21 protein-coding genes are annotated in these 21,512 nt (G+C 72.2%); 9 read left to right on the top strand and 12 right to left on the bottom strand.

Annotation, left to right across the window (positions count from 1 at the left end):
• Window positions 1-54: 54 nt before the first annotated feature.
• The 4 genes from rpmG (at window position 55) to rpsR (ending at window position 2,075) form a co-directional block, all read left to right on the top strand.
• The gene (gene rpmG, locus ACH4KB_RS14490) at window positions 55-219 is read left to right on the top strand and encodes a 50S ribosomal protein L33 (protein ID WP_003964410.1); all 165 of its coding nucleotides are present in this window, start codon (window positions 55-57) and stop codon (window positions 217-219) included.
• 61 nt (window positions 220-280) lie between these two features.
• Complete coding sequence (locus ACH4KB_RS14485; protein ID WP_006129269.1) at window positions 281-535, top strand: type B 50S ribosomal protein L31; 255 nt, start codon at window positions 281-283, stop codon at window positions 533-535.
• Window positions 532-1,686 (top strand): CobW family GTP-binding protein, encoded by a 1,155-nt coding sequence (locus tag ACH4KB_RS14480; protein ID WP_398066288.1) that lies wholly within the window; start codon window positions 532-534, stop codon window positions 1,684-1,686. The genes ACH4KB_RS14485 and ACH4KB_RS14480 overlap by 4 nt, the downstream gene beginning before the upstream one ends.
• A gap of 140 nt (window positions 1,687-1,826) precedes the next feature.
• On the top strand, window positions 1,827-2,075 hold the full coding sequence (rpsR, locus tag ACH4KB_RS14475) for a 30S ribosomal protein S18 (RefSeq protein ID WP_398066287.1): 249 nt from the start codon (window positions 1,827-1,829) through the stop codon (window positions 2,073-2,075).
• Window positions 2,076-2,424: 349 nt separating this feature from the next.
• On the opposite strand, the gene ACH4KB_RS14470 is transcribed toward rpsR, so the two are convergent.
• Window positions 2,425-2,868 carry a subtilase-type protease inhibitor gene (locus ACH4KB_RS14470; RefSeq protein ID WP_398066286.1) on the bottom strand — a complete coding sequence of 148 codons (444 nt, stop codon included), beginning with the start codon at window positions 2,866-2,868 and terminating at the stop codon, window positions 2,425-2,427.
• Window positions 2,869-3,295: 427 nt separating this feature from the next.
• On the opposite strand from ACH4KB_RS14470, the gene ACH4KB_RS14465 reads away from it, so the two are divergent.
• Genes ACH4KB_RS14465 through ACH4KB_RS14455 form a run of 3 tightly spaced genes read left to right on the top strand, consistent with a single transcriptional unit; the run spans window position 3,296 to window position 7,382 of the window.
• On the top strand, window positions 3,296-4,249 hold the full coding sequence (locus ACH4KB_RS14465; protein WP_398066285.1) for an ABC transporter ATP-binding protein: 954 nt from the start codon (window positions 3,296-3,298) through the stop codon (window positions 4,247-4,249).
• 8 nt (window positions 4,250-4,257) lie between these two features.
• Window positions 4,258-5,232 (top strand): ABC transporter substrate-binding protein, encoded by a 975-nt coding sequence (locus ACH4KB_RS14460; protein WP_398066284.1) that lies wholly within the window; start codon window positions 4,258-4,260, stop codon window positions 5,230-5,232.
• 2 nt (window positions 5,233-5,234) lie between these two features.
• A complete protein-coding gene (locus ACH4KB_RS14455; RefSeq protein WP_398066283.1) occupies window positions 5,235-7,382 on the top strand; it encodes an iron ABC transporter permease in 2,148 nt (715 codons plus the stop codon).
• Window positions 7,383-7,472: 90 nt separating this feature from the next.
• On the opposite strand, the gene ACH4KB_RS14450 is transcribed toward ACH4KB_RS14455, so the two are convergent.
• The 11 genes from ACH4KB_RS14450 to ACH4KB_RS14400 form a co-directional block, all read right to left on the bottom strand.
• A complete protein-coding gene (locus tag ACH4KB_RS14450) occupies window positions 7,473-8,138 on the bottom strand; it encodes a TOPRIM nucleotidyl transferase/hydrolase domain-containing protein (RefSeq protein ID WP_398066282.1) in 666 nt (221 codons plus the stop codon).
• Window positions 8,139-8,224: 86 nt separating this feature from the next.
• Window positions 8,225-9,430 carry an MFS transporter gene (locus ACH4KB_RS14445; RefSeq protein WP_398066281.1) on the bottom strand — a complete coding sequence of 402 codons (1,206 nt, stop codon included), beginning with the start codon at window positions 9,428-9,430 and terminating at the stop codon, window positions 8,225-8,227.
• Window positions 9,427-9,876 carry a nuclear transport factor 2 family protein gene (locus ACH4KB_RS14440; RefSeq protein WP_398066280.1) on the bottom strand — a complete coding sequence of 150 codons (450 nt, stop codon included), beginning with the start codon at window positions 9,874-9,876 and terminating at the stop codon, window positions 9,427-9,429. The genes ACH4KB_RS14445 and ACH4KB_RS14440 overlap by 4 nt, the downstream gene beginning before the upstream one ends.
• Before the next feature lie 94 nt (window positions 9,877-9,970).
• Window positions 9,971-10,525: a MaoC family dehydratase gene (locus ACH4KB_RS14435; RefSeq protein ID WP_398066279.1), complete on the bottom strand. Its 555-nt coding sequence runs from the start codon at window positions 10,523-10,525 to the stop codon at window positions 9,971-9,973.
• A gap of 82 nt (window positions 10,526-10,607) precedes the next feature.
• Window positions 10,608-11,966, bottom strand: coding sequence for a hypothetical protein (locus ACH4KB_RS14430; protein WP_398066278.1), 1,359 nt, complete (start codon window positions 11,964-11,966; stop codon window positions 10,608-10,610).
• Window positions 11,953-12,978 carry an ornithine cyclodeaminase family protein gene (locus tag ACH4KB_RS14425; RefSeq protein ID WP_398066277.1) on the bottom strand — a complete coding sequence of 342 codons (1,026 nt, stop codon included), beginning with the start codon at window positions 12,976-12,978 and terminating at the stop codon, window positions 11,953-11,955. The genes ACH4KB_RS14430 and ACH4KB_RS14425 overlap by 14 nt, the downstream gene beginning before the upstream one ends.
• Window positions 12,975-13,844: an HpcH/HpaI aldolase/citrate lyase family protein gene (locus ACH4KB_RS14420; protein ID WP_398066276.1), complete on the bottom strand. Its 870-nt coding sequence runs from the start codon at window positions 13,842-13,844 to the stop codon at window positions 12,975-12,977. The genes ACH4KB_RS14425 and ACH4KB_RS14420 overlap by 4 nt, the downstream gene beginning before the upstream one ends.
• Window positions 13,841-15,097, bottom strand: a complete 1,257-nt coding sequence (locus ACH4KB_RS14415; RefSeq protein ID WP_398066275.1) for an aminotransferase class I/II-fold pyridoxal phosphate-dependent enzyme — start codon at window positions 15,095-15,097, stop codon at window positions 13,841-13,843. Before ACH4KB_RS14415 ends, ACH4KB_RS14420 begins: the two co-directional genes overlap by 4 nt.
• Complete coding sequence (locus tag ACH4KB_RS14410; RefSeq protein WP_398066274.1) at window positions 15,094-15,963, bottom strand: cupin-like domain-containing protein; 870 nt, start codon at window positions 15,961-15,963, stop codon at window positions 15,094-15,096. Before ACH4KB_RS14410 ends, ACH4KB_RS14415 begins: the two co-directional genes overlap by 4 nt.
• A gap of 39 nt (window positions 15,964-16,002) precedes the next feature.
• On the bottom strand, window positions 16,003-17,016 hold the full coding sequence (gene dmpG, locus ACH4KB_RS14405; protein WP_398066273.1) for a 4-hydroxy-2-oxovalerate aldolase: 1,014 nt from the start codon (window positions 17,014-17,016) through the stop codon (window positions 16,003-16,005).
• On the bottom strand, window positions 17,013-17,942 hold the full coding sequence (locus ACH4KB_RS14400; protein WP_398066272.1) for an acetaldehyde dehydrogenase (acetylating): 930 nt from the start codon (window positions 17,940-17,942) through the stop codon (window positions 17,013-17,015). Before ACH4KB_RS14400 ends, dmpG begins: the two co-directional genes overlap by 4 nt.
• A gap of 768 nt (window positions 17,943-18,710) precedes the next feature.
• On the opposite strand from ACH4KB_RS14400, the gene ACH4KB_RS14395 reads away from it, so the two are divergent.
• Window positions 18,711-19,976, top strand: a complete 1,266-nt coding sequence (locus ACH4KB_RS14395; protein WP_398066537.1) for an MFS transporter — start codon at window positions 18,711-18,713, stop codon at window positions 19,974-19,976.
• A gap of 125 nt (window positions 19,977-20,101) precedes the next feature.
• Window positions 20,102-21,493, top strand: coding sequence for a hypothetical protein (locus ACH4KB_RS14390; RefSeq protein WP_398066271.1), 1,392 nt, complete (start codon window positions 20,102-20,104; stop codon window positions 21,491-21,493).
• The last annotated feature ends 19 nt before the right edge of the window (window positions 21,494-21,512 follow it).

Raw genomic sequence — 21,512 nt, 5'->3', positions numbered from 1 at the left:
TCCTTCGACGCATCCATTATTGAAAATGGAAACCATTGCCATATAGTAGCGCCCATGGCTCGCAACGAAGTGCGCCCGGTCATCAAGCTCCGCTCCACCGCGGGGACCGGCTACACCTACGTCACCCGCAAGAACCGGCGGAACGACCCCGATCGGATGGTGCTGCGCAAGTACGACCCGGTCGCCCGGCGCCACGTCGACTTCCGCGAGGAGCGCTGAGGCCCCAGAGACCCCACCGCTCACCCGCACGCGCCCCGGACCCGACCCCTAGGACACCTTCATGAAGCCCGGAATCCACCCCTCCTACGGCCCCGTCGTCTTTCGCGACAAGGCCGCCGACTTCGCGTTCCTGACCCGCTCGACCATGACCAGCGACCGCACCGTCACCTGGGAGGACGGCAACACCTACCCGGTGGTCGACGTGGAGATCTCCTCCGCGAGCCACCCCTTCTACACCGGCACCGCCCGCGTTCTGGACACCGCCGGACGCGTCGAGCGCTTCGAGCGCCGCTACGGACGTGGTGAGGCCCGGTGAGCGGGCACCGCACGAAACTGCCCGTCGTCATCGTCTGCGGCCTGCACTCCGAGGCCCGCCGCGAAGTGGTGGAAGGGCTGCTGCGGGACGTCCCGCACAGCGTCGCGCTGCACCACGACCTGTCCACGGCCACCGGCGGGACCGTACGTCGCTCCCTGCGGGATTCCGGCGGTGAGCTGGATTCCGGCGAGACCCCGCTGGTGAACGCGTGCGCCTGCTGCGCGCTGCGCGAGGACCTCGTCCCCGAACTCGAACGCCTCGCGGGGGACGGACGGACCCGCCTCGCCGTCCTGGAGCTCTGGGACTCCGTCGAGCCGAAGTCCATGGCCGAGGTGATCGCCGCGCACACCACCGCCGCCGAGGTCACAGGCGTGTTCGCGGCGGTCGATCCCACTCTCGTCCTGCCCTGCCTCTCCAACGGCGACGATCTGGCCGAGGCCGGTCTCGCGGCGGCGCCGGCCGACCGGCGGACCATCGGCGACACCTGGGCCCGGCAGGTGGAGTACGCACCCGTACTGGCCGTGGTGCCGAGCCCGGCGGCCGACGACGAGGACCGCGCCCTGATCCGGCAGCTGAACCCGACGGCCCGCCAGGCCGCCTCCGGATCGGCCGAGTTGGCCCGGCTCGCCTTCGCGGGATTCGATGTGGAGGCGGCGGACGCGGGCCAGCACCCGGCCTGCGCTCTGCTTCCGCAGGAGGCCGACGAGGCCGGGGTGGGCACGCTCGTCTGGCGGCGGCACCGTCCCTTCCACCCCGAGCGCCTGCTCGACGCACTGGAGGACCTGAGCTGCGCGGCGGCCCGCAGCCGGGGCCGGTTCTGGCTCGCGGACCGGCCCGACACCCTGCTCTCCTGGGATGCGGCGGGCGGCGCGCTCTGCGTGGAGAACACCGGCCCCTGGCTCGCCTCGCTCCCGGATGCCGCCTGGTCCATGGTGCCGCCCTACCGACGGGCGGCCGCCGCCCTGGACTGGCACCCGGAGCACGGCGACTGCTGCCAGCACCTGGTCTTCGTCTCCCCCGGCCTCGACCGCGACGGCCTGACCGGTCTGCTGGACTCCTGCCTGCTCACGGACGAGGAGTACGGCTCCGGCCGGGAGACGTGGAAGAACCTGCCCGCCGCGTTCGACGCGCTCCTCGACCCGGTGCACTGACGCCCCGCACCCCCGTACCGCCGTACCCCCGCACCCCCGTACCGCCGTACCGCCGTACCCCCGTACCCCCGTACCCCCGTACCGCCGTATCCCGCGACCCGAACGACCGCCGACCGCACACCGAGCACGAAGGAAGCCCCATGGCACGTCAGCAGGACCCCCGCAAGCCGCTCAAGAACCGGCCGAACCCCCTGGACGCCGCACGGATCACGTACATCGATTACAAGGACACCGATCTGCTGCGGAGGTTCATCTCCGACCGCGGGAAGATCCGCAGCCGCCGGGTCACCCGGGTCAGCGCCCAGCAGCAGCGGCAGCTGGCCGCGGCCATCAAGAACGCCCGCGAGATGGCCCTGCTGCCGTACACCGGATCCGCGGCGGGCAAGTAGCGGGCGCTGCCCCGCCGCGTAAAGCCGGGTCGTCGTCACCCCCTCCGCTCTGTGCGGGGCGCTCATCACACGCGATCAGGCCGCTGCTCGGCGGTCGGCTCACCAGGCGGGCCGCGGCCTGCCGGTGCCGGCCTCGACCGACGCGACGATCCGGGCGATCGACACCGGGGACGAACCGACCGGGGGGGCGCTGCCGGCCGCGGCGGAAACGGCTGGGGCGACCGCGTGGCTCCCGGTCGTCGCGAACGGGGGGCGTGTGCGGGGCACGCCGGGCAGGGCGGGTCGCCGGACGCGGTCGGGCGGTACGGAGTCGCGCTCCGTCATCCCGGCGTCGGCACGCCCCGGTGGATCAGAAGGCGAATACGGCGTTGTCGTTCATGCTGCCCGCCATCTCGCAGGCATTGCCGTAGGCGGCGCTGAACTGGACCTGCTTGCCCTGCCAGACACCGTGGGCGGTCACGACGACCGGGTCCCACTGGCGGGTGCAGGTCCGGTTCGACGGGCCGGCGGTGAGCTCGGAGAACTCGCCCTGGACCGCGGCCAGTTCCTTGCAGGCCGCAGCGGGAGTGGGGTGCGTTCCCTCGGCGGTGGGGGCGCAGGTGAGCGTCACGGCCCGCTCGACGGCGGCGGTCAGCGGGTCCTCGCCGCGGGCCACGGTGAGGACGAGCGCCGAGGGCGCGTAGAGGCTCTCCGCCCTCGCCGGTGCGGCCTGAGCGGTGGCGGTCGCGAATCCGCCGAGCAGGAGGGTGCCCGCCGTGACAGTTGCGAAGATCGCGTGAGGGTTGCGTCGCATGAGTGAAGACTCCTTGGTCGTGTGCTTGATTGCGGTCAGGAGTCTGACGCATGCGGAAAGTAAGCGCACGTCGACGGCCAGCTTCCAGCCGTGGACGGACGTTCGAACCGACCGAATGGTCATTCGGGCAGCTCAGACGCCCCGCGTGAGCCGTCCAACATATGGACCAACTTCGGCTGTTCAACACAGAACTACCGCCTGACCTGCGGACATGCGCGAGTCCATTGATGCGCCACATCGCCGCTTCGGCCAGAATGTACCGCCACCCGGGACCGCCAGACCCTTCCGGGAGCGTCGACCACCCCTCAGTGGCGACCGGCGGCCGACGACCGGCGGCCGGAGGGCGAACCACCCGGGGGTCACACGGAGGACACGATTCCGAATCCCGCTTGACCAGGGCAATTTAGGTTAGGCTAACCTCACATCCGTGATCGCTCCTGCCCTCGACCGAGAAGACCCCCCGCCGCGTCGGCGCTCCGCGCCGGCTGCCGGCGCCACCGCCGCGCCCCCCGGCGCCGAGCCCGGCCCGGCCACGGCCTTCGCGGCCCCCGAACCCGATGCCGGACTCGACGCCCGTGACATGACGATCGCGTACGACCGTACCGACGTCGTGCACGGGGCCGACCTCCGGCTGCCGCGCGGTCGCGTCACCGCGCTCATCGGGCCGAACGGCAGTGGGAAGTCCACCCTGTTGCGGGCGGTGGCCCGGCTGCACAAGGCCCGCACCGGCAGTGTGACCGTGGCGGCCGGGGCCGAGGACGCCGCGCCCGTCGACGCCCTCGCCCTGTCACGCTCCGACTTCGCCCGCCGGGTCACCCTGCTCGCGCAGAGCCGGAACGCGCCGGCCGGCCTCAGCGTGCGCGACGTGGTCGGATTTGGCCGGCACCCCTACCGGGGCCGGCTCCGGGGCACCGATCCGGACGGCGCCCGGATGGTCGAACACGCGCTGGCCGTCACGAACCTCGCCGAGTTCGCCGACCGCGGGGTGGAGAGCCTGTCCGGCGGGCAGTTGCAGCGCGTCTGGTTCGCCTGCTGCCTGGCCCAGGACACCGACGTCCTCCTCCTCGACGAGCCGACCACCTATCTCGACCTGCGCTACCAGGTCGAGATCCTCGACCTCGTCCGCGACCTCGCCGACACCCACGGCGTCACCGTCGGCGTCGTCCTGCACGACCTGGACCAGGCCGCCGCCGTGGCCGACCAGGTCGTCCTCCTCTCGTCCGGGCGGATCGTCGCCGCGGGCACGCCCGCGGAGGTGTACGCCCCCGAGCGGCTCAGCGACGCGTACGGCATCCGCATCGACGTCGAACACGACTCCTCCACCGGCATCCCGCGCACCCGCGCGGTCGGCCGCCACCACCTTCGTTCCGAAAGGCCCTGAACACCCTCATGAAGAACCAGCACCTGACGTGGCCCGCCCTCGCCGCCGCGGCCGCGCTCGCCCTCACGGCCTGTGGCACCACCGAGGCGCCGAAGAAGGAGTCAGCCAAGGACAGCGCGGTGACGATCACCGACTCCCGCGGCAAGAAGATCACGCTCGACGGGCCGGCGACGCGCGTCGTCGGCACCGAGTGGAACGTCGTCGAGTCGCTCGTGACCCTCGGCGTCCAGCCGGTCGGCGTGGCCGACGTCAAGGGCTACACCGCGTACAACACGGCCGCGCCGCTCACCAAGGGCGTCAAGGACATAGGCACCCGGGGCGAGCCCAGCGTCGCCACCGTCGCCGGCCTCGAGCCCGACCTCATCATCGCCACCACCGACCTGTCCGACTCCGCCATCGCGCAGCTGTCCAAGGCCGCCCCGGTCGCCGTGGTGCGCTCGGCCGACGCGAGCCGGCAGATCGACCAGATGGTCGACACCGTCGAACTCATCGGCAAGGCCACCGGCAACGAGGACAAGGCCGAGTCCGAGGTCGCCTCCTTCCGCAAGGCGGTCGCCGACGGGAAGAAGAAGCTCGCGGACGCCGGTCTCGACGGCGAGAAGGTCGCCTTCGCCGACGGCTGGCAGGAGGGCAACCAGGTCTCGGTGCGCCCGTACGTCAAGGGCTCGCTGCTCTCCGACGTGAACACCGGACTCGGCCTCGTCGACCCGTGGAAGCTGAAGGGTGACAAGGCCTACGGCCTGGCGGCGACCGATGTCGAGGGCCTCACGAAGATCGGCGACGCGCGGTTCGCGTACATCGCCAACGACTCCGACGGAGGCGACCCGTTCGCCGACGGTCTCAAGGACAACGCTGTGTGGAAGTCCCTCCCGTTCGTCAAGAACGACGAGGTCCACCGGCTGCCCGACGGCATCTGGATGTTCGGCTCCACCGCGTCGATGCGCGAGTACATCGACGCCCTCGTCGGCGCTCTGACCGCCTGACGATGAGCACACGCACCACAACCGCCCCGCCCGCCCCCGTGAGGACCGGGGCGGGCGCGGCCGGTCAGGCCGGCGCCGGTTCCCCGGTGGCGGCCGGCCCAACGGCCCGCCGCGGCCGGATGTTTGTCCTCGCGATCGCGGGGACCGTCGCGCTGACCGCACTCGCGTTCGTGCACGTGGGCCAGGGCACCGCCGCCGTCGACCTGCACACGCTCTGGCAGCTGGCCATCGGGGCCGCCTCCGACCGGAGCGCCGACGAGCAGACGGCCGCCGTCGTCCTGGACTCCCGGCTGCCCCGGCTCGCCGCCGGACTCCTCGTCGGCTGCGCGCTCGGTGCGGCGGGCGCGGCCCTCCAGTCGGTGTCGCGCAACATGCTGGCCTCCCCCGACACGCTCGCCGTCAACGCGGGCGCGTACCTCGCGGTGGTGGCCGTCGCCGCGTTCGGCATCACGCTGCCCGCGCTGCCCGCCGGGGCGACGGCGTTCCTCGGCGGGCTGCTGGCGGCCGGCGTCGTCCTCGGCCTCTCCCGGGCGGGAGCCGGACCGATCCGGCTGGTGCTCGCGGGTTCGGCCCTCACCCTCGCCCTCTCCGGGCTGAGCGGGATGCTGCTGCTCCTGCGCTCCCAGCAGACGACCGGGCTGTTCGCCTGGGGCAATGGTTCGCTCGCCCAGATCGGCATGCAGTCCATCGACCGGCTCGCCCCGGTCGCCCTCCTGGCGTTCGCCGGACTGATGCTGCTCGGCAGGCGGCTGGACATCCTCGCCCTCGGCGACGACGGCGCCGCGGTCGTGGGCGTGAGCCCCCGGCTGACGCGCAGCACCGCCGTCGTCCTCGCGGTGCTGCTGGCGGCGGTGTCCGTGGCGGTCGCGGGGCCGGTCGGCTTCGTCGGCCTGTGCGCGCCCGCCGTGGTCCGCCTGCTCAGCACGTGGATCCCGGGCCTGGTCCGGCACCACGCGTTCATCCCCGCGTCGGCGCTCGCGGGTGTGCTGGTCGTGCTCGGCGCGGACGTGGCTCTGCGCGCGGTGTTCGGCGCCCAGGCGGGGGCCGAGGTGCCCACCGGCATCGTCACGACCTGCTTCGGCGCGCTCGTCCTGGTCGTCCTGGCCTACCGGTCGCGCGACACGGGCACGGACAGCGGCTCGACGGCGTTCGCCCGGCTGCGCAGCCGGCGGGCGTTCGTCCTCACGCTGGTGGTGACGGTTGTGGGGCTCCTCGGCGCGGTGGTGGCGGCGACGCTCTTCGGGGACGCGACGCTGCTCCTGGGCGATGTGGGCAACTGGCTCACCGGCCGGGCGGGGCAGTTCGTCGGCTACGTCCTCGACACGCGGGTCCCCCGGGTCGCCGCGGCCCTGCTGGCCGGTGCGGCGCTGGCCGTCGCGGGTGCCGTCGTCCAGGCGGTGTCGCGCAATCCGCTGGCGGAGCCGGGAGTCCTCGGCGTCGTCAGCGGGGCGGGGGTCGGGGCGGTCGCCGTCCTCACCGTCGTACCGCTGGCGAGCTTCTGGCTGATCGGCGGCTCCGCGCTGGCCGGTGCGACGGCCGCCGCGGCGCTGGTGTTCGGTCTCGCCGCGCGCCGCGGGCTGGAACAGAACCGCCTGGTGCTCATCGGTATCGGCGTGCAGGCCGGTGCGGGCGCGTTCGTGAGTCTGCTGATCGTGCTCACCGACCCGCACAACGAGACGAAGGCGCTGGCCTGGCTCGGCGGTTCGACGTACGGGCGGACGTTCCCCGAGCTGATCCCGGTGCTCGTGGGTCTGGTCGTCGCGCTGCCCGTCCTGGCGTTGATGCGCCGCGAGCTGGACCTGATCGGGCTGGACGACGAGACGCCCGCCCTGCTCGGTGTGCGGATCGGCGCCACCCGGCTGGCGCTGTTGAGCCTGGCCGTCCTGTTGACGGCGGGAGCCGTGGCGGCGGTCGGCGTGATCGGATTCGTCGGCCTCGTCGCCCCGCACGCGGCACGTGCCCTGGTGGGACGCGGTCATGTGCGGGTGATACCGGTGAGCGCGCTGCTCGGCGCGCTGCTGGTGGTCGTGTCGGACCTGGTCGGCCGGGCGGTCATCGCGCCGGCGCAGATCCCGGTGGGACTGCTGACGGCTGTGATCGGCGCCCCGTACTTCATCTGGCTGCTCTGGCGGTCGCGGCGCGAGGGGTGAGTGCGGAGCCGGCCCGGTTGCGGAGCCGCGCGGTCGACGACCGCGCGGCTCCGGCGTTTCCCCGGGAAAGCCGGTCAGCAGCGCCCTCGGTCAGACGTGGGAGAGGAGGCCGTCCAGCGGTTCCGGCAGGCGTGCGAGGTCCAGTGCTTCCGTGAGCGCTCGCGCGTAGTGCTCCTTGCGCCCGCCGATGGTCCCCACGAAACGCCGCAACTGCGCCTCGACCGTCCGCTCCCGCTGGGCGGGCTGGCGTTGGAAGATCCGGAAGGCCCGCAGGTCTCCCTGGTCGTCGATGACCTGCTGGACGCCGTCCGTGCCGAGCGCCCGGATCAGCTCGTCCTCCAGGTCGGCGTGGCAGGTGAAGAAGCCCAGCGCCGCCAGGTCGTCGGGGGTCCGGGCGGTGCCGAAGCCGGTCCGCTCCAGGCCCTGGACGAAGAAGCGCTGCTCCGCCGCGTCGCACAGGCCCGCCGGCCGGGTGTCGAGCCCGTCGGGCCCCAGCAGGCGCAGATAGCGGGTGATGCTGGTGGCGCCCCCGAGCGGCACGACCACGACGCCCTCGGCGCTCAGGGTGCGCCCCTGGCGTTCGGCGAGGGCCTCGACCGCCGCCCGGTCGCTGACGCCCTCGACGAGCACCACGGTGCGCAGGCTCAGGTCGGCCGCCAGCTCACGGGCGGCCCCGGCCTCGGCGGGCGCGGGCGTGTCCGCGTCGCCCGCGGCCCAGGAGACGACCGTCTGCCGGAAGCGCGTCGCTGTGTCCACGGAGCCAGTCTCGCACCGTGGTCGGCGGTCACGGCAAGGGTTTTCCGGTACGTCGGCCAGGGCTGCCGGCGGGGTACGTCGGTACGTCAGCGGGGTGCGGGAGGCCTGCGCGCCAGGTACAGGCCGACGCCGAGGGCGAGCGCCAGGACACAGCCGGCGAAGGTCAGTCCGGCGTTCCTGAGTCCGATGCCCAGGGTGAGGGCGCCGACGCCGACCACGGGCAGGGAGATGCCCAGGTAGGCGATGACGAAGAAGGCGGACACGGTCGCGGCCCGGTGTTCGGCCGGCGCGGCGGCGCTGATCGCCGTCACCGCGCCCCGGAATGCGAGCCCCTGCCCGAGGCCGCCGCCCAGCGCACCGGCGATGAGCAGGGGAAGCGAGGTGAACAGCAACGAGGCGCCCACCAGGAGAAGGCCCCCGACCAGGACGAAGCAGCCGCCCGGCAGGGCCCGCCGTTCGCCGACCCGCCCCATGAGCGCCTGCCCGGCCGTCGAGGCGACGAAGACGGAGAAGACGACGAGTCCCGTCAGGGCCAGGTTGTGCACGTCGAGCGTCTCGGCCAGGAACGCGGGGGCGACCGCGGTGAAGAGGCCCAGCAGGGAGAACCCGGCGAAGGCGGCCAGCGCCGAGGTGGCGAACACGCCGCGCATCGCGGGCGGGACGGCCAGGCCCTGGGGCCGCAGTCGCACTCCCCGTACCCGGGAGGAGGCGACCGTCTCGGGGAGGAACCAGGTCAGTACGGCGGCCACGGCGATCAGCGCCAGGTGCACGACGAAGGGCAGCCGCAGGGGCCAGGGGGCGTACTGGGCGAGCAGCCCGGACAGCAACGGGCCGCACCCCAGGCCGCCCATGTTCGCGGCGGTCGCGGCCAGCCCCGCCCGGGCCGCGCGTCCCGGCGGGGCCAGTTCCATCACGGTGACCGTCGCCGCGCCGCTCAGCAGTCCGGCGGCGAACCCCGAGAGCAAACGTCCGGCGAAGAGGGCGGGGAGCCCGCCCTCGAAGAGGAAACAGAAGGCACTGGCCGCCGAGAAGCCCAGGGCGGCCAGGAGGACGGGCCGCCGCCCCGCCTCGTCGGAGACGTTCCCGGCCAGCAGCAGGGTGGCGATCACTCCGAGGGCGTAGACGGCGAACACGACGGTCACCATCAGCTCGGAGAAGCCGAGCTGGTCCCGGTAGAGGCCGTAGAGCGGTGTGGGGAGCGTGGTGCCGGCCATGCCGATGGCGAAGACGGCCGCCGCGGCCGGGTATCCGAGGCCTTTCCCGCGGTGCGCGGAGCCGGGCGTCCGGCTCATGCGTCGGGCGGAGGGTCCGTCGGGGCGGCGGAGGTGATGTGGGTGAGCACGCACAGCCAACGGCCGTCGCGCCGGACGAAGACGTCCGTGACCCATTCGTCGGCGTCGACGCGGCGGCCACCGTAGTGGGCCGTGTTCGTCATCCGCGCGGTGACCGTGGCGGTGTCCTGGTGGACGCGGACCCGCGACGGGCTGATGGCCCGCATCGCCGAGTGGGTCAGGTCGCCGGACGCGACGTAGCCGAGGAACGCGTCCCGGTCCGTGATGCCGGACTCGGAGACGATGACCCATGCGTCCGCCATGAAGGCGCTGATCCGCGGCACGTCGTTCGAGACGATCGCGGCGGACCACTCCTCCACCAGGGCGGCGAGCCGGGCCTGTACGGCAGGGTCCTGGGCGTCGGCGCCGTTCAGGGGCGGCCCGGAGCCGGCTCCGCTGTCTTCCATGGTTCGAGCGTAGCCGCGGGGTACGCGGGTCGCCGTTCATGGGCGGCCGGGCGGGGGCCGCCCATGAACCGAACGGGGCCCGCGGTTCCGTGCGCTACGCGGGCGGGCCGCCTTCCGGAGCGGCGGCCGGGCCCTCGGGGCCTTGGTCCGTCGGTGGGTCGGGCAGCTCACGGCAGCGGACCATGAAGGACCGCTCGAAGACGATGACGGTCTCCCCCGTCGACTTGGTGCCGGTCGTCTCCACCGTGATGATGCCCTGCCCCGGCCGGGACCGGGACAGCCGCTTGTCGAGGATGCGGCTCGTCGCGTAGAGGGTGTCGCCGACGAAGACGGGGCTCTTCAGCCGGACCCTGTCCCAGCCCAGGTTGGCCACCGCCCGCGCCGACAGCGCCTGCACGGTCATCCCCCCGACCAGGCACAGCGTGATGCCGCTGTTGACCAGGACCCTTCCGTACTCGGCGCCGGCGCCGTAGTGCTGGTCGAAGTGGAGCGGGTGCTGGTTCATCGTCAGCAGGGTCAGCCAGGTGTTGTCGGCCTCGGAGAGGGTACGGCCCGGCCAGTGCCGGATCACCATGCCCGGTTCGAAGTCCTCGTAGTCCCCGCCGTGCTCCTCGACGTACTCGTTGTCCTTGACGTGACGCAGGGTCATGCGGCATCTCTCCGGTGATGTCACTCGATCAGGGGCGGCGCGGGCGGGCGCCGATACGGGGGCGGGCTGAGCGGTGCTGCGGTCAGATCGCGACCATCACGTTGTCGGAGCTGCTCGTTCCGCCCCGCACGCTGACGATCCCGGCGGAACCGTCGCCGAAGAACCGGCAGAACAGCCCGGCCGGCCGGCCGCCGAATATCAGGGGCCCCAGCACCGGGGCGACATCGGCGTCGTACGGCTCGTCGACCCCGTCGGCGATCAGCGCGACCCGGCAGGTCTCCGGCCGCACGAACTCCTGCACCACGCTGGTGCGGCCCTGGACGGCCTCACCGACGGCCGACTCCCACGCGGCCTGATCGGCTTCGCGGCCGATGGTCACCTGTTGTCCGCTCTCCCCGAGTGCGGCCTTGAGCACCAGCCGCTCACGGTTCTTCAGGACGAACGGCACCAGGTCGACCTGCTGTCCCTCGCGGTCGGTCCTGCGCTCGGAGAGGATCCGCGTCCACGGCAGGTACCGCGCGATGAGCCCGCGCTCGCCCTCGGTCATCCAGGGCCGTCCCTCCGACAGGAGCCCCATGGTGAGCTTGCTGTGCAGGAACGTCGATGTCTGGGTGCCCACCAGCAGGCAACCGTGGTCCAGGGCGTCCTGGACCGGAGTGGTGTCGAGGCCCGCGTCGAGCCAGTCCGGAATGGTGAAGTTGCGCAGTCCGACCGGATAGCGCAGATGCGGGGCGCAGTCCCACGCCTCCGACAACTCCTCCGGTTCGAAGAAGCGTGCGGTCAGGCCGTGGCTGTTGTAGTGGTCGGCCTCCATCTCGAAGTACCGCCGCTCCACGCCGGTCACCCGGGCGCTGCCGACGACGGCCACCCGCGGCGCCACCGCCAACTCCGCGCTGAGCGACCGGAACATCTCGGCGCGTACGGCGAAGGGGCTCGGCGACCGGAACGGGGTCCGGCCCTCCTCGTCGGCGTGCAGCGCGCGCCACACGGCCAGACGGCTCTGGGTCTCCACCACGCCACCGAGCGCCCCGCTGACGTTGAACTCCAGGAACTGCGGCCCGTCGGGGCCGATGACGAGATCCGGGCGGACCACGGAGTCGGCGTACCGCTCCTCGACGAACGGGTCGGGCGTCCACAGCCGGTCCTCGGTGGCGGGCATCTCGTAGGCGGTCAGCCGGTCGGCGGTGGTGTGCCCGCTCTCCAGGGCGGCACGGCGCAGCAGATCGACCAGCGCGACGCTCACCCGGAAGATCTCGGCGTAGGACGCGCGCGGGATCGCCAGCGGGGCCGCGGGAAGAACCTTCTGGTACGGCCAGCCGGTGTCCCGCAGCTCGTGCCGCAGCATCTGCCGGATCGCGTCCGCGGACGCGGCGGGCCTCAGCCGGTGGCGGCCGAACCACGGGTGCCCGTGTCCCGGACCGAGGTCCTCATGCGTGTCCATCCGGCTCTTCCTCCTCTGTCGGCGGAACGGCGGCCGGGCCGCCGGTTCCCTGCTCGGCCCTACGGTGCTCCTCGGACAGCGCCACCGCGGCGGCGGTGTCCTCGATGGCCATGCCGACCGTGCGGAGGACCGTGGTCCGGCCGGTGACGTCGACCGCGCCGCTCACCAGGCCGCCCAGCTCGTACAGGTCCTCGGCCTTGATCAGGCCGTCGGCCAGTGCGGCCCGGATCTCACCCGCGCCGTCCAGCGCCGCGGTCCGGTCCTCGACGACGGTCACGGCGTCGGCCAGCAGGGCGGGGGCCAGCTCGACGGCGTCCGGGTGGGTTCCGCCGATCACGTTCACATGGGCCCCGGGGGTCACCCAGTCCGCCCGCACCACGGGGGTGCCGTCGTCGGTCGAGGTGGCCGTACAGATGATCGCCGCGTCGGTGACGGCGTCCCTCGCGGTGGCGCAGACCGTCACGTGGACGGGCCGTGGTGCGGCTTCTCGGATCCAGTCGGCGAACTTCTCGGCCCCGGCGCACGTGCGCGAGTGGACGCGGACGGTACGGATCGGGCGGACCGCCGTCACCGCCCGGAAGAGGGCTCGCGCCTGGACCCCCGCGCCGATCACCGCCAGGTCGTCGGCGTCGTCGGGCGTGCACCAGCGGGTCGCCAGAGCGGCGACGGCGCCGGTGCGGACGGCGGTGAGCTCGGCGCCGTCCAGGAGCGCGGTGATCTGCCCGGTCTCCAGGTCGGTGAGGGCGACGATCCCGTGGATCAGCGGCAGCCCGCGTACCGGGTTGCCGGGGGTGAGCGTGGTGACCTTGACGCTGCCCACCGCGCGCCGCTCCCAGACGGCGGGGCTGACCAGGAGGACCCGCCGGTCGCCGTGCTCGATCACCGTGCGGGCCGGGGAGCGGGTGCGGCCGGAGGCCAGGTCGACGAACATCTCGCCGAGCACGTCGATGACGCGGAGCATCCGCCGGTTGCCGGCCATGTCGGCGGCCTGGACCATCACCGGGGCGCTCACGCGGTCCCACCGTCTCCGCCGAACCGGCTCGCCCAGGCGTCCTCACGCGCCACAGTGGTGCGGGCCAGCCGGGCGAACGGCGGGCCGACCATGTTGCCCTCCAGGACGGCTATCCCGCCGTCGGCCGCCGCCACGGCCTCCACCACCCGGCGGGCCTGTCCCAGCTCGTCGGGCCGGGGCCGCAGGAGGCGGTTGATCACGTCGAGTTCACCCGGGTGCACCGTCGCCTTGCCGTGGAAGCCGAGCGCCCGCGCCCGGGTGGTCTCCTCGGCGAGGACCGCCGGTTCGGCGAGCCGGTAGTTGGCGGTGTCGACGCACGCCGTGCCGTGCCGGGCGCAGGCCATCGCCATCGCCTGCCGCGCGGCCAGCATGGCCTCCCAGCTGATGTCGACACCGAGTGTGGCGGCCAGATCGGCCGAGCCGAGCACCAGGCCGTCGGCCGAGCGCGCGAGGGAGTCGATGCGGGTGACCGCCTCGACCGTCTCCACCGTCACGTAGATCTCGGGGGACGCGCCCGCCGAGGCCAGCATCCGGCGCAGCAGGTCGACCTCGTCCGCCGAGGTCACCATCGTCATCAGGACGATGCCGGGCCGCACCGGGCCCTCGGCCAGCATCGACACGTCCTGGACCCCCGCGAGGCTGCCGAGCTCGTTCATCCGCACGGCGACGCGTCCGGGTCTCGGCGTCTTCTCCAGCGCGGCCCGGCAGACCGTGCGGGCGGCCTGCTTGTCGGCGGCCGGTACGGAGTCCTCCAGGTCGATCAGGTGGACGTCCGCGTCGTACGACCAGGCCTTCACCACCTTCTCCGGCGACAGGGCCGGCGTGTAGAGGATGCTGCGCGGAATCGCCCTGGGCGCCCCGGTCACCGGTTCACCGCCCCGGGGAGCGTGGTGCCCGCCGGGCGCGCCCCGGCCTCGATCAGCGCGGTGCAGAGCCGTTTGATCTGGTCGGCGCTCTGGCCTGCCCGCAGCATGACCCGCAGTCCGGCGGTGCCGCGTGCGACGATCGGGAAGAACACCGGTGAGGTGTAGAACCCGGCCGCGAAGACCTGTCTGGCCGCGTCGACGACCGTGTCGTCGCTCATCGGCACCACCCGGATCGGATAGGTGCTGTCGGCCTGCTCGGTCAGGACGAGCGAGTCGAACAGCGCGATGTTGGACCGCAGGCGCCCCTGGAGCTGGGTGAGTTCCTCGGTGCGGTGGATCTCGGCCGAGGCGAGTGCCGCACCGACCGCGGCGGCGTTCATCTTCTGCGAGTAGCCCAGCGGGCCCGCGAATCGTTCGATGAGCCGGCGCGTCTCCTCGGGGTAGCCGTCGAGCAGGATCGCCGTGCCTCCGGCGCCGAACCCCTTGGTCAGGGTCGCCACGGTGATGGTCCGCTCGTCGAGCACCGGGGCGTGGGTGCGTACGTAGCCGATGCCGCGCTCGCCGTACGCGGACAGCGAGTGCGAGTCGTCGTAGAAGACCAGGAGGTTGTACTTCTCCTGGAGTTCGGCCAGTTCCTCGACGGGCGCGTAGCCGCCGAGACTGTCCGAGCCGTCCACCACGTAGCAAACGCGTTCGTAGGTGCGGCACATGTCCTCGATGAAGTCGAGGTCGTGGTGGCCGCAGGTGACGACCTCGCTCTCGTCGGCGCAGCTCGGCTTGGCATGGGCCAGGGAGACGTGGGCGTTCTTGTCGAAGACCATCAGCGGCCTGGTGCCGTTGCCCAGGTGCCCCGAGGCGATCATCGGAAGCAGACCGGTGCTGGCCGCGGCGGTGGAGAGCGCGCTGATGACCATCGCGCCGAACAGCTCGCCCAGCGACTCCTCCAGCTCCAGCAGCACCGGGGTCTGGACGCGGGTGCGCGGGATGCAGTGGTCGAGCACCCCGAAGCGGCGCAGCGAGGCGACCGCGCCGTCGATGACCTTGGGGTGGGTGTCCAGGTCCAGGTAGGAGCAGACGGTGAAGTTGACGAATTCATGCCCGTCGGGCATGTGGAACACGCCGTCCTCCAGGTCGCCGACGATGCCGGCGACCCCCCTCTCGTAGGACTGGTTCCAGAAGGCGTTGCCGATCCCGATGAGTTTGTCGTTGTTGCGGTACCGGTGGGTGGGGGTGATGGTCCTGCGCTCGCTCATCGGGAGTTCCCCTCGGTGGGCTTGTAGCTGTAGACGCCCTTGAGCCTCCGGTAGGCGTACGTGTACAGGGCGACGCCGAGTACGTGCGGCCGGTGGAGGATCTTCTTGGACTTGAGCCAGAAGTTGACGTTGATGTTCAGCTCGTCCAGCGATTCGGCCTGGTGCCACCAGCCGAGCGGCAGGTAGAGCATGTGCCCCGGTTCGAGGACGAAGTCGCGGCGTTGGGCGAGCTTGGCCGCGAGCCTCGGGTAGCGCGACAGGTCGACGTCGTCGAGGTCGACCACGTTCGACTTGTCGCCGAAGCCACGCAGTACCGACCTCGGGTAGTAGGCCCGAACGCCCGGTGGAGCGATGATGAACCGCTTGCTGCCCTCGAGCGCGATGTTGAAGTTCTCGAACTCGTCGAAGTGGTTCTTGGTGAACACGCCGCGGTGGCTGATCCACAGGTTGGCCGCGTACAGGCTGTCGCCGTAGCCGAAGAACTCCTCGGCGTCGAAGCCGATGACGGCGTTCACGTCGGCCGGGTTGCTGCGGATGTTCGATACCACCCGGTGCCAGGTGTCCGTGCTGGTGAGGTGTTGCTCGTCCGCGAAGAACTCGCGGAGCCTGATGTCCCGTGTCTCCCAGCGCCCCGGGTGGTTCTTGTCGCCCGGCTCGGTGAACAGGGTGACGGTCATCTCGGCCAGGCGCGCGGCCACTTCGTCCCGTCCGAGTCCCTGCACATCGGCCGGCAGCTTGATCACCACGGGGCGGTCGGCCTTGTACAGCCCCCGGGGGCCCACGGCCAGGAACTCGTCGAACGACATACGGGTGATCTCGACGCCCGCTGTCCCGTTCGACCCGGGCACAGCTTCCGGAACTGCCATGTCGCTGGTCCTCCTCTCGTCGCCAGGTCTCCTACCGCGTCAGCCGTCGGTCCCGCGGCCGCTCAACTCCGCCACCACGTCCACGATCAGGTCCTCCTGGCCGGCGATGGCCTGCCGTCGGCCGAGTTCGAAGAAGACTTCGCGCGGGTCCACACCCGCGGCCCCGGAGAGTTCGACGACCCGGTGCTTGAAGCCGGAGAAGACTCCGGCCAGACCGCTGACGATGCTCATCGAGGCGGTCACCGGTGGTGCCGGCATGAGTTCGCGCTCGGCGAGGTCGGCGGCGTCGAGCAGCGCGTACAGGTCGATGCCCGTGGCGAAGCCGCTCCGCTCCAGCACCGGCACCAGCACTTCGAGCTGGGTGTTGCCCGCCCCGGCTCCGAAGCCACGGGCGCAGCCGTCGATGATCAGGGCACCGGCGTCGGCGGCGGCCACCGAGTTGGCGACGGCCATACCGAGGTTGTTGTGCCCGTGGAAGATCACCGGGACGGTGTCGACCGCCTCGACGATCGCGCCGATCCGCGCGGTGACGTCGGGAGGGAGGAAGTGCCCGGCGGAGTCCATGATCCCCACACCCTGCGCGCCGTATCCGACGGCCCGTGCGGCCTGCTCGGCCAGCTCGTCCGGGGAGGCCATATGGCTCATCATCAGGACGCAGTGGGCTTCGGCGCCCGCGTCCCGGAGGAAGCCCAGATGGTGCTCGGCCAGGGACGCCTCGGTGGCGTGCACGCCGACGCGGAAGACGTCGACCCCGTGGGCGATCGCCCGTCGGAGGTCCTCGGAGGTGCCCCAGCCGGGCAGCATGAAGGTGCCCAACCGGCTGTGCCGCAGCGCCTCTCGAACGGTCGACAGCATCTCGTCGTCGGTCGCCGCTGCCAGCCCGACCTGCAACGAGGAGGCGCCCAGGCCGTTGCCGTGGCCGACCTCCACCACCGGGATCCGTGCCGCGTCCGCCGCTTCCGCGTAACGGCGCAGTGCGGTCAGGCCGAGCTGGTGGCGGACGGCGTGCTGGCCGTCGCGCAACGTCGGGTCGTGGATCACCACGTGTTTCACGACGACACTCCCGTCCGGGACACCCGGTCCGGCCGGGCCGCGTACTGCTCGGCGACCATGACGGCGGCGGCGTTGATGATGTCGAGGTTCCCCGCGTACGGGGGCAGAACGTCGCTGTGCGCCGTGACCTTGAGGACGATCGTCACCAGGTCGTCGGCGGCGGTGCAGGCGACGACCTCGTACCCGGGAGCGAAGGACCGGACCTGCTCGGCCGCCCGGTCGACCACCGCTCGCACCGCCGCCGCATCGGCGTCGGGCACCCGGGCATGGATGACCGTGCGGAAGGTGGCCGGCGGCACCGCCGGGCTGATGTTGAGGATCACGTTGACGTCACTCACGCCGGAGAACGTCGTCACGGCGTGACCGGTGGCCGTCACGTACTCGTCGAGGTTCAGCCTGGTCGCGCGGCCGGCCACGTCACTCGCCACGGTCGACACGACCTCCAGGTACGTCACCGGGAACCGGGCCGCGAGCGCGTGCACGACCGGAACGGACGCCTGGCCTCCGCAGCTGATCAGATTGACGTTGCGCGCGGCCTCGGCCGCGACCCCGGTCACGGTGGGCGCCACCATCTGCCCGACCTTGCTGGGGGTCAGGTCGATCACCAGCGTTCCGAGCGGCTCCAGCAGCGGCCAGTGGCCCCGGTGGGACGCGGCGCTGGTGGCGTCGAAGACGACATCGAACGGAATCGGCGCCGCCAGTACGGCCTCGATGCCCGCGGCGGATGTGGGGCAGCCGAGGCTCTCGGCGTACCGCAGGCCCGCCGACTCCGGATTGCGCCCGGCGACCAGCCGGCAGTCCAGCCCGGGCGACCGGTCGATCTTTCCGACCAGGTCCCGCCCGATCGCCCCGGTGCCGATGACGGCGACCGTCACGGTCTCGACGATGTCCGGACGGGCGTTCGTCAGGCCCGCCGCGGGACTCAACGGATGCCTCCGGGGCGCCGGAGGCGGGTGGCCGGCGGATGATGTGAGTGGCGACGGCGGGCGCCGGTCGTCTGTCTCGCCACGTCGGGTTCGTAGGTTCTCATGAACGTTGTTCCCACCCTTCCATCTGCGCGCGGCAGCTCCGTGGCGGTCCTGGCCGCGGGGGGCCAGGTGCCTCTCCGGGATCTCCGTCCGTTCCGGGCCGTGTGCCGACGCGGTCGGACACGATGCCTCTCCCTCGGGCAGCCGTCGGTCAGTCGTCCGTGCCGGTCGGCCGCCGAGAGGTGAAGCGTCAGTGAGGCGATGCGCGGTCGTGCTTGGAGGACGAGGAATCACCGGCCGCATGTCGTCGCGCCGAAACAATCGGCCGTGAGCGCGAACCGGAGGCTTGACTCGGTGTGTTGAAGCCCCATTGACGGCATGCCCTCCCATGCACGCACGTCGCCGGCCGCCGATTCACCCGCCCAGCGGCGGCGAACATATCAGAAGACCGCAGGACACAACCCCCCTCATTCGTGCATCGGTTGATCTTCCTGAGAGGCGCTCGGCGGCTCAGTCCCGGGCACGTGAGCGCCGGTTACGTACCTTTCCCCGCAGGACCTGATCTTTTCCTCGACTCCACCGCGGACGCCGACTACTCTCGGGAACCCCGTGCACCTGACTGTGCGGGTCTCGGCGCACGACGACGGGCTGGTGGGGCGTCGACGGCGGGGCAGCCACGTCGAAGGGGGAGGCAATGTACTGCCGGTCGCGCTGCCACGCGCGCTCATGACCGCGCCGACGACCGACAAGGCCGACGCGCAACGGCCCGCTCTGGGACGTGACTTCTCCCGGCTGTGGTGGTCCGCCGCGGTGTCCTCGCTCGGTGACGGGGCCACGATCGCCGCCGCGCCCCTGCTGGCCACCCGACTCACCGACGACCCCCGCCTGATCGGCGCGGCCTCGGTCGCCTTCACCGCGCCCTTCCTGCTGTTCGGCATCCCGGCGGGGCTGCTGGTGGACCGCATCGACATCCGGGCGATGATGGTGCGTGTCGACGTCGGCCGGGCCGTCCTGCTGGCGGTGCTCACCCTCGGGATCCTCGGCGGCTGGGGCGGGTTGCCGCTGCTCTACGTCTGTATGTTCCTGCTCGGCGTCGGCGAGGTCCTCTGCCGCAACGCCGCCCAGGTACTCGTCCCCTTCATCACCCCGCAGGCGGGTCTCTCCACCGCCAACGCCCGCATCATGGCCGCGCAGGAGGCCGGCACCGGCTTCATCGGGCCGCTCCTCGGCGCGCTGATGTTCGGTGTGGCGACGGCTCTGCCCTTCGGCGTGGACGCGGCCACCTTCCTGTGCTCCGCCGTCCTGATCAGCCGTATCCGCCGCACCAGGCCCGTCGAGCGTGCACCGGACAGGTCCGGCGTGATGTCGGAGATGCTGGCCGGCGCCAGATGGCTGTTCTCGCATCATCTGCTGCGCAGCCTCGCCCTGGTGTCCTGTCTGATCAACCTCGCCGGGAGCGCGATGCTCGCGGTCCTCGTGGTGCACAGCGGGAAGGAGCTCGGCCTGGGTCCGTTCGGGTACGGCGTCCTGCTCGCCTGCCAAGCGGTGGGAGCCGTCCTGGCCTCACGCTTCGCCCCCGCGCTGACGGAACGGCTCGGCCGGGAAGGTGCGTTGGTCGCAACCGCCGTCCTGATCACCACGAGCGAGACGGTGCTCGCCGCCGTGCCCTCGATGTACGCGGCCGGCGTGGCCCTCGCGATCTTCGCCTGCGGGACGGTGACGTGGAACGTCGTCGTGGTCGTGCTGCGGCAGACCCTGGTGCCGCAGCACCTGCTCGGGCGGGCGAACAGTGTGTACCGGCTCGTGGCCTGGGGCGGACTGCCCGTCGGTGCGGCGGCCGGCGGGTTCGTCGCCGCCGAGGTCGGCACCCGCGCCGTGTTCGGGGCGGGCGCGGTCGTCATGGCGGTGGTCGCGGCGGGGCTCCTCGTGGGCGCCCGCCGCCGGTGGATCACCCGCGCCGACCCGGCTCCGCGCACGACGGAATCGGACTGAGCGGGCAGTCGTCCGGCGCGCCGCGGGACGGCCGCACCGCACCGGACACGGCAGCGCCCTGGACCGCGGCGCACCGAACGCGGCACCGTAACGAACGCACGGCCCATTCCGGAAAGGGACACCCCATGACGACGACCACGAGTCCGCGCACCCCGACCAGGTCGCGGCTGGGCCACGCGTACGGGGAGCAGCTCGCGCGGAACGGGCCGACGGGCAGCCCCACGGCCGCGGCCCTGGAGTCCGCCACGCTGAGACTCGCGTACCAGGACCGGTTCCTGACCGGCCCCGCCTTCCTCGGCGAGAGCGAGCTCCGCGCCCTCGTGGCAGACCTCCACACGGTCTACGGGCTGCTGCGCTCGCTGCCGGAACGCGGGTTCGGCGGAAGCGTCACCGCACTGGCCGCGGCGGTCGGGCTGGACCCTTCGCAGTCGGCGCTCATCACGCGGAGCGCCCGGACCGGGTCACTTCTCCCGCTGGGGCGGGCCGACCTGTACCACGACGGCACGGGATTCAAACTTCTCGAATTCAACATCACCAGCGCCCTCGGCGGCTTCGAGAACGCGGACATCAACCGGGCGATGCTGGCCTATCCCCCGCTCGAAGAGTTCGTACGGCGGCACGGGCTGCGCTACGAGGACACGCTGGGCCACATGGTGCGGACCATGTACGCGGAGTGTGCCGCGAACATCCCCACCGGCCGGGCGCCCGTCGTCGCCGTGGTGGACACGGTGGAGAACTTCGCCGTCGTGGGACCTCGACTGCGGGTCTTCGCCGAGAAGCTGGCCGACTTCGGGGCAGAAGGGATCGCCTGCGACCTCGGCGCGATCACGTACCCGAACGGCCGTCCGACGGCCGCGGGCCGGACCGTCGACGTCGTCTTCCGGTACTTCCTGCCCGAAGACCTCACCGACCCCACCGCGGCGGCCCAGCTGGAGCCGCTGCTGACCGCGGTCGAACAGGGGAGGCTGGGCCTGTTCAGCCGTCTGGACGCCGAGCTGTACGGCAACAAGGGCACCCTGGCGATGCTTTCCGACGAGGAGCACCGTGACCGGTACGATGCCGCCGAACTGGCCTGCCTCGACCGGATCCTGCCGTGGACACGGTACGTGCGCCCCCGCGCCACGGACCCCGGCGGCACCCGGGTCGACCTGCTCGCCCACGCCCTGGGGCACCAGCACGAACTGATCCTCAAGCCGACGCTGCTGCACGGCGGCAACGGCATCATCGCCGGCTGGACGGTGGACCCGGCCGAGTGGGAAAGCAGGGTCGCCTCGGCGATGGACGGCCCGTTCGTACTCCAGCGCCGTGTACGTCCCACCGCCGAGCCCTTTCCCGACGGCGCCGGCGGCGTGCGGGAACTCTTCCTCAACTGGGGCCTCTACCTGAGCGCACGCGGCGCCGAGGACGACGGCTACGCGGGAGGCTTCGTCCGGGGCAGCGCCGATCCGGCGGTGGGGGTCGTCAGCATGGGCGGCGGCGCCACGGTCGGCTGCGTCTTCCACGGCGGCGACCGCTGATCCCCCGCGTCCGAGCCCG

Source organism: Streptomyces sp. NPDC017520 (assembly GCF_044329855.1).
Lineage (GTDB): Bacteria > Actinomycetota > Actinomycetes > Streptomycetales > Streptomycetaceae > Streptomyces.
The sequence above is the reverse complement of the archived record's forward strand: the minus strand, read 5'-3'. Positions and strand labels throughout refer to the sequence as shown.

Coding starts and splice junctions, on each gene's coding strand:
- ACH4KB_RS14430 (WP_398066278.1), bottom strand. CDS start 11,966: ATGGACACGCATGAGGACCTCGGTCCGGGACACGGGCACCCGTGGTTC.
- ACH4KB_RS14415 (WP_398066275.1), bottom strand. CDS start 15,097: ATGAGCGAGCGCAGGACCATCACCCCCACCCACCGGTACCGCAACAAC.
- ACH4KB_RS14470 (WP_398066286.1), bottom strand. CDS start 2,868: ATGCGACGCAACCCTCACGCGATCTTCGCAACTGTCACGGCGGGCACC.
- ACH4KB_RS14435 (WP_398066279.1), bottom strand. CDS start 10,525: ATGACCCTGCGTCACGTCAAGGACAACGAGTACGTCGAGGAGCACGGC.
- ACH4KB_RS14395 (WP_398066537.1), top strand. CDS start 18,711: ATGACCGCGCCGACGACCGACAAGGCCGACGCGCAACGGCCCGCTCTG.
- rpmG (WP_003964410.1), top strand. CDS start 55: ATGGCTCGCAACGAAGTGCGCCCGGTCATCAAGCTCCGCTCCACCGCG.
- ACH4KB_RS14460 (WP_398066284.1), top strand. CDS start 4,258: ATGAAGAACCAGCACCTGACGTGGCCCGCCCTCGCCGCCGCGGCCGCG.
- ACH4KB_RS14445 (WP_398066281.1), bottom strand. CDS start 9,430: ATGAGCCGGACGCCCGGCTCCGCGCACCGCGGGAAAGGCCTCGGATAC.
- ACH4KB_RS14485 (WP_006129269.1), top strand. CDS start 281: ATGAAGCCCGGAATCCACCCCTCCTACGGCCCCGTCGTCTTTCGCGAC.
- ACH4KB_RS14410 (WP_398066274.1), bottom strand. CDS start 15,963: ATGGCAGTTCCGGAAGCTGTGCCCGGGTCGAACGGGACAGCGGGCGTC.
- ACH4KB_RS14455 (WP_398066283.1), top strand. CDS start 5,235: ATGAGCACACGCACCACAACCGCCCCGCCCGCCCCCGTGAGGACCGGG.
- ACH4KB_RS14390 (WP_398066271.1), top strand. CDS start 20,102: ATGACGACGACCACGAGTCCGCGCACCCCGACCAGGTCGCGGCTGGGC.
- rpsR (WP_398066287.1), top strand. CDS start 1,827: ATGGCACGTCAGCAGGACCCCCGCAAGCCGCTCAAGAACCGGCCGAAC.
- ACH4KB_RS14440 (WP_398066280.1), bottom strand. CDS start 9,876: ATGGAAGACAGCGGAGCCGGCTCCGGGCCGCCCCTGAACGGCGCCGAC.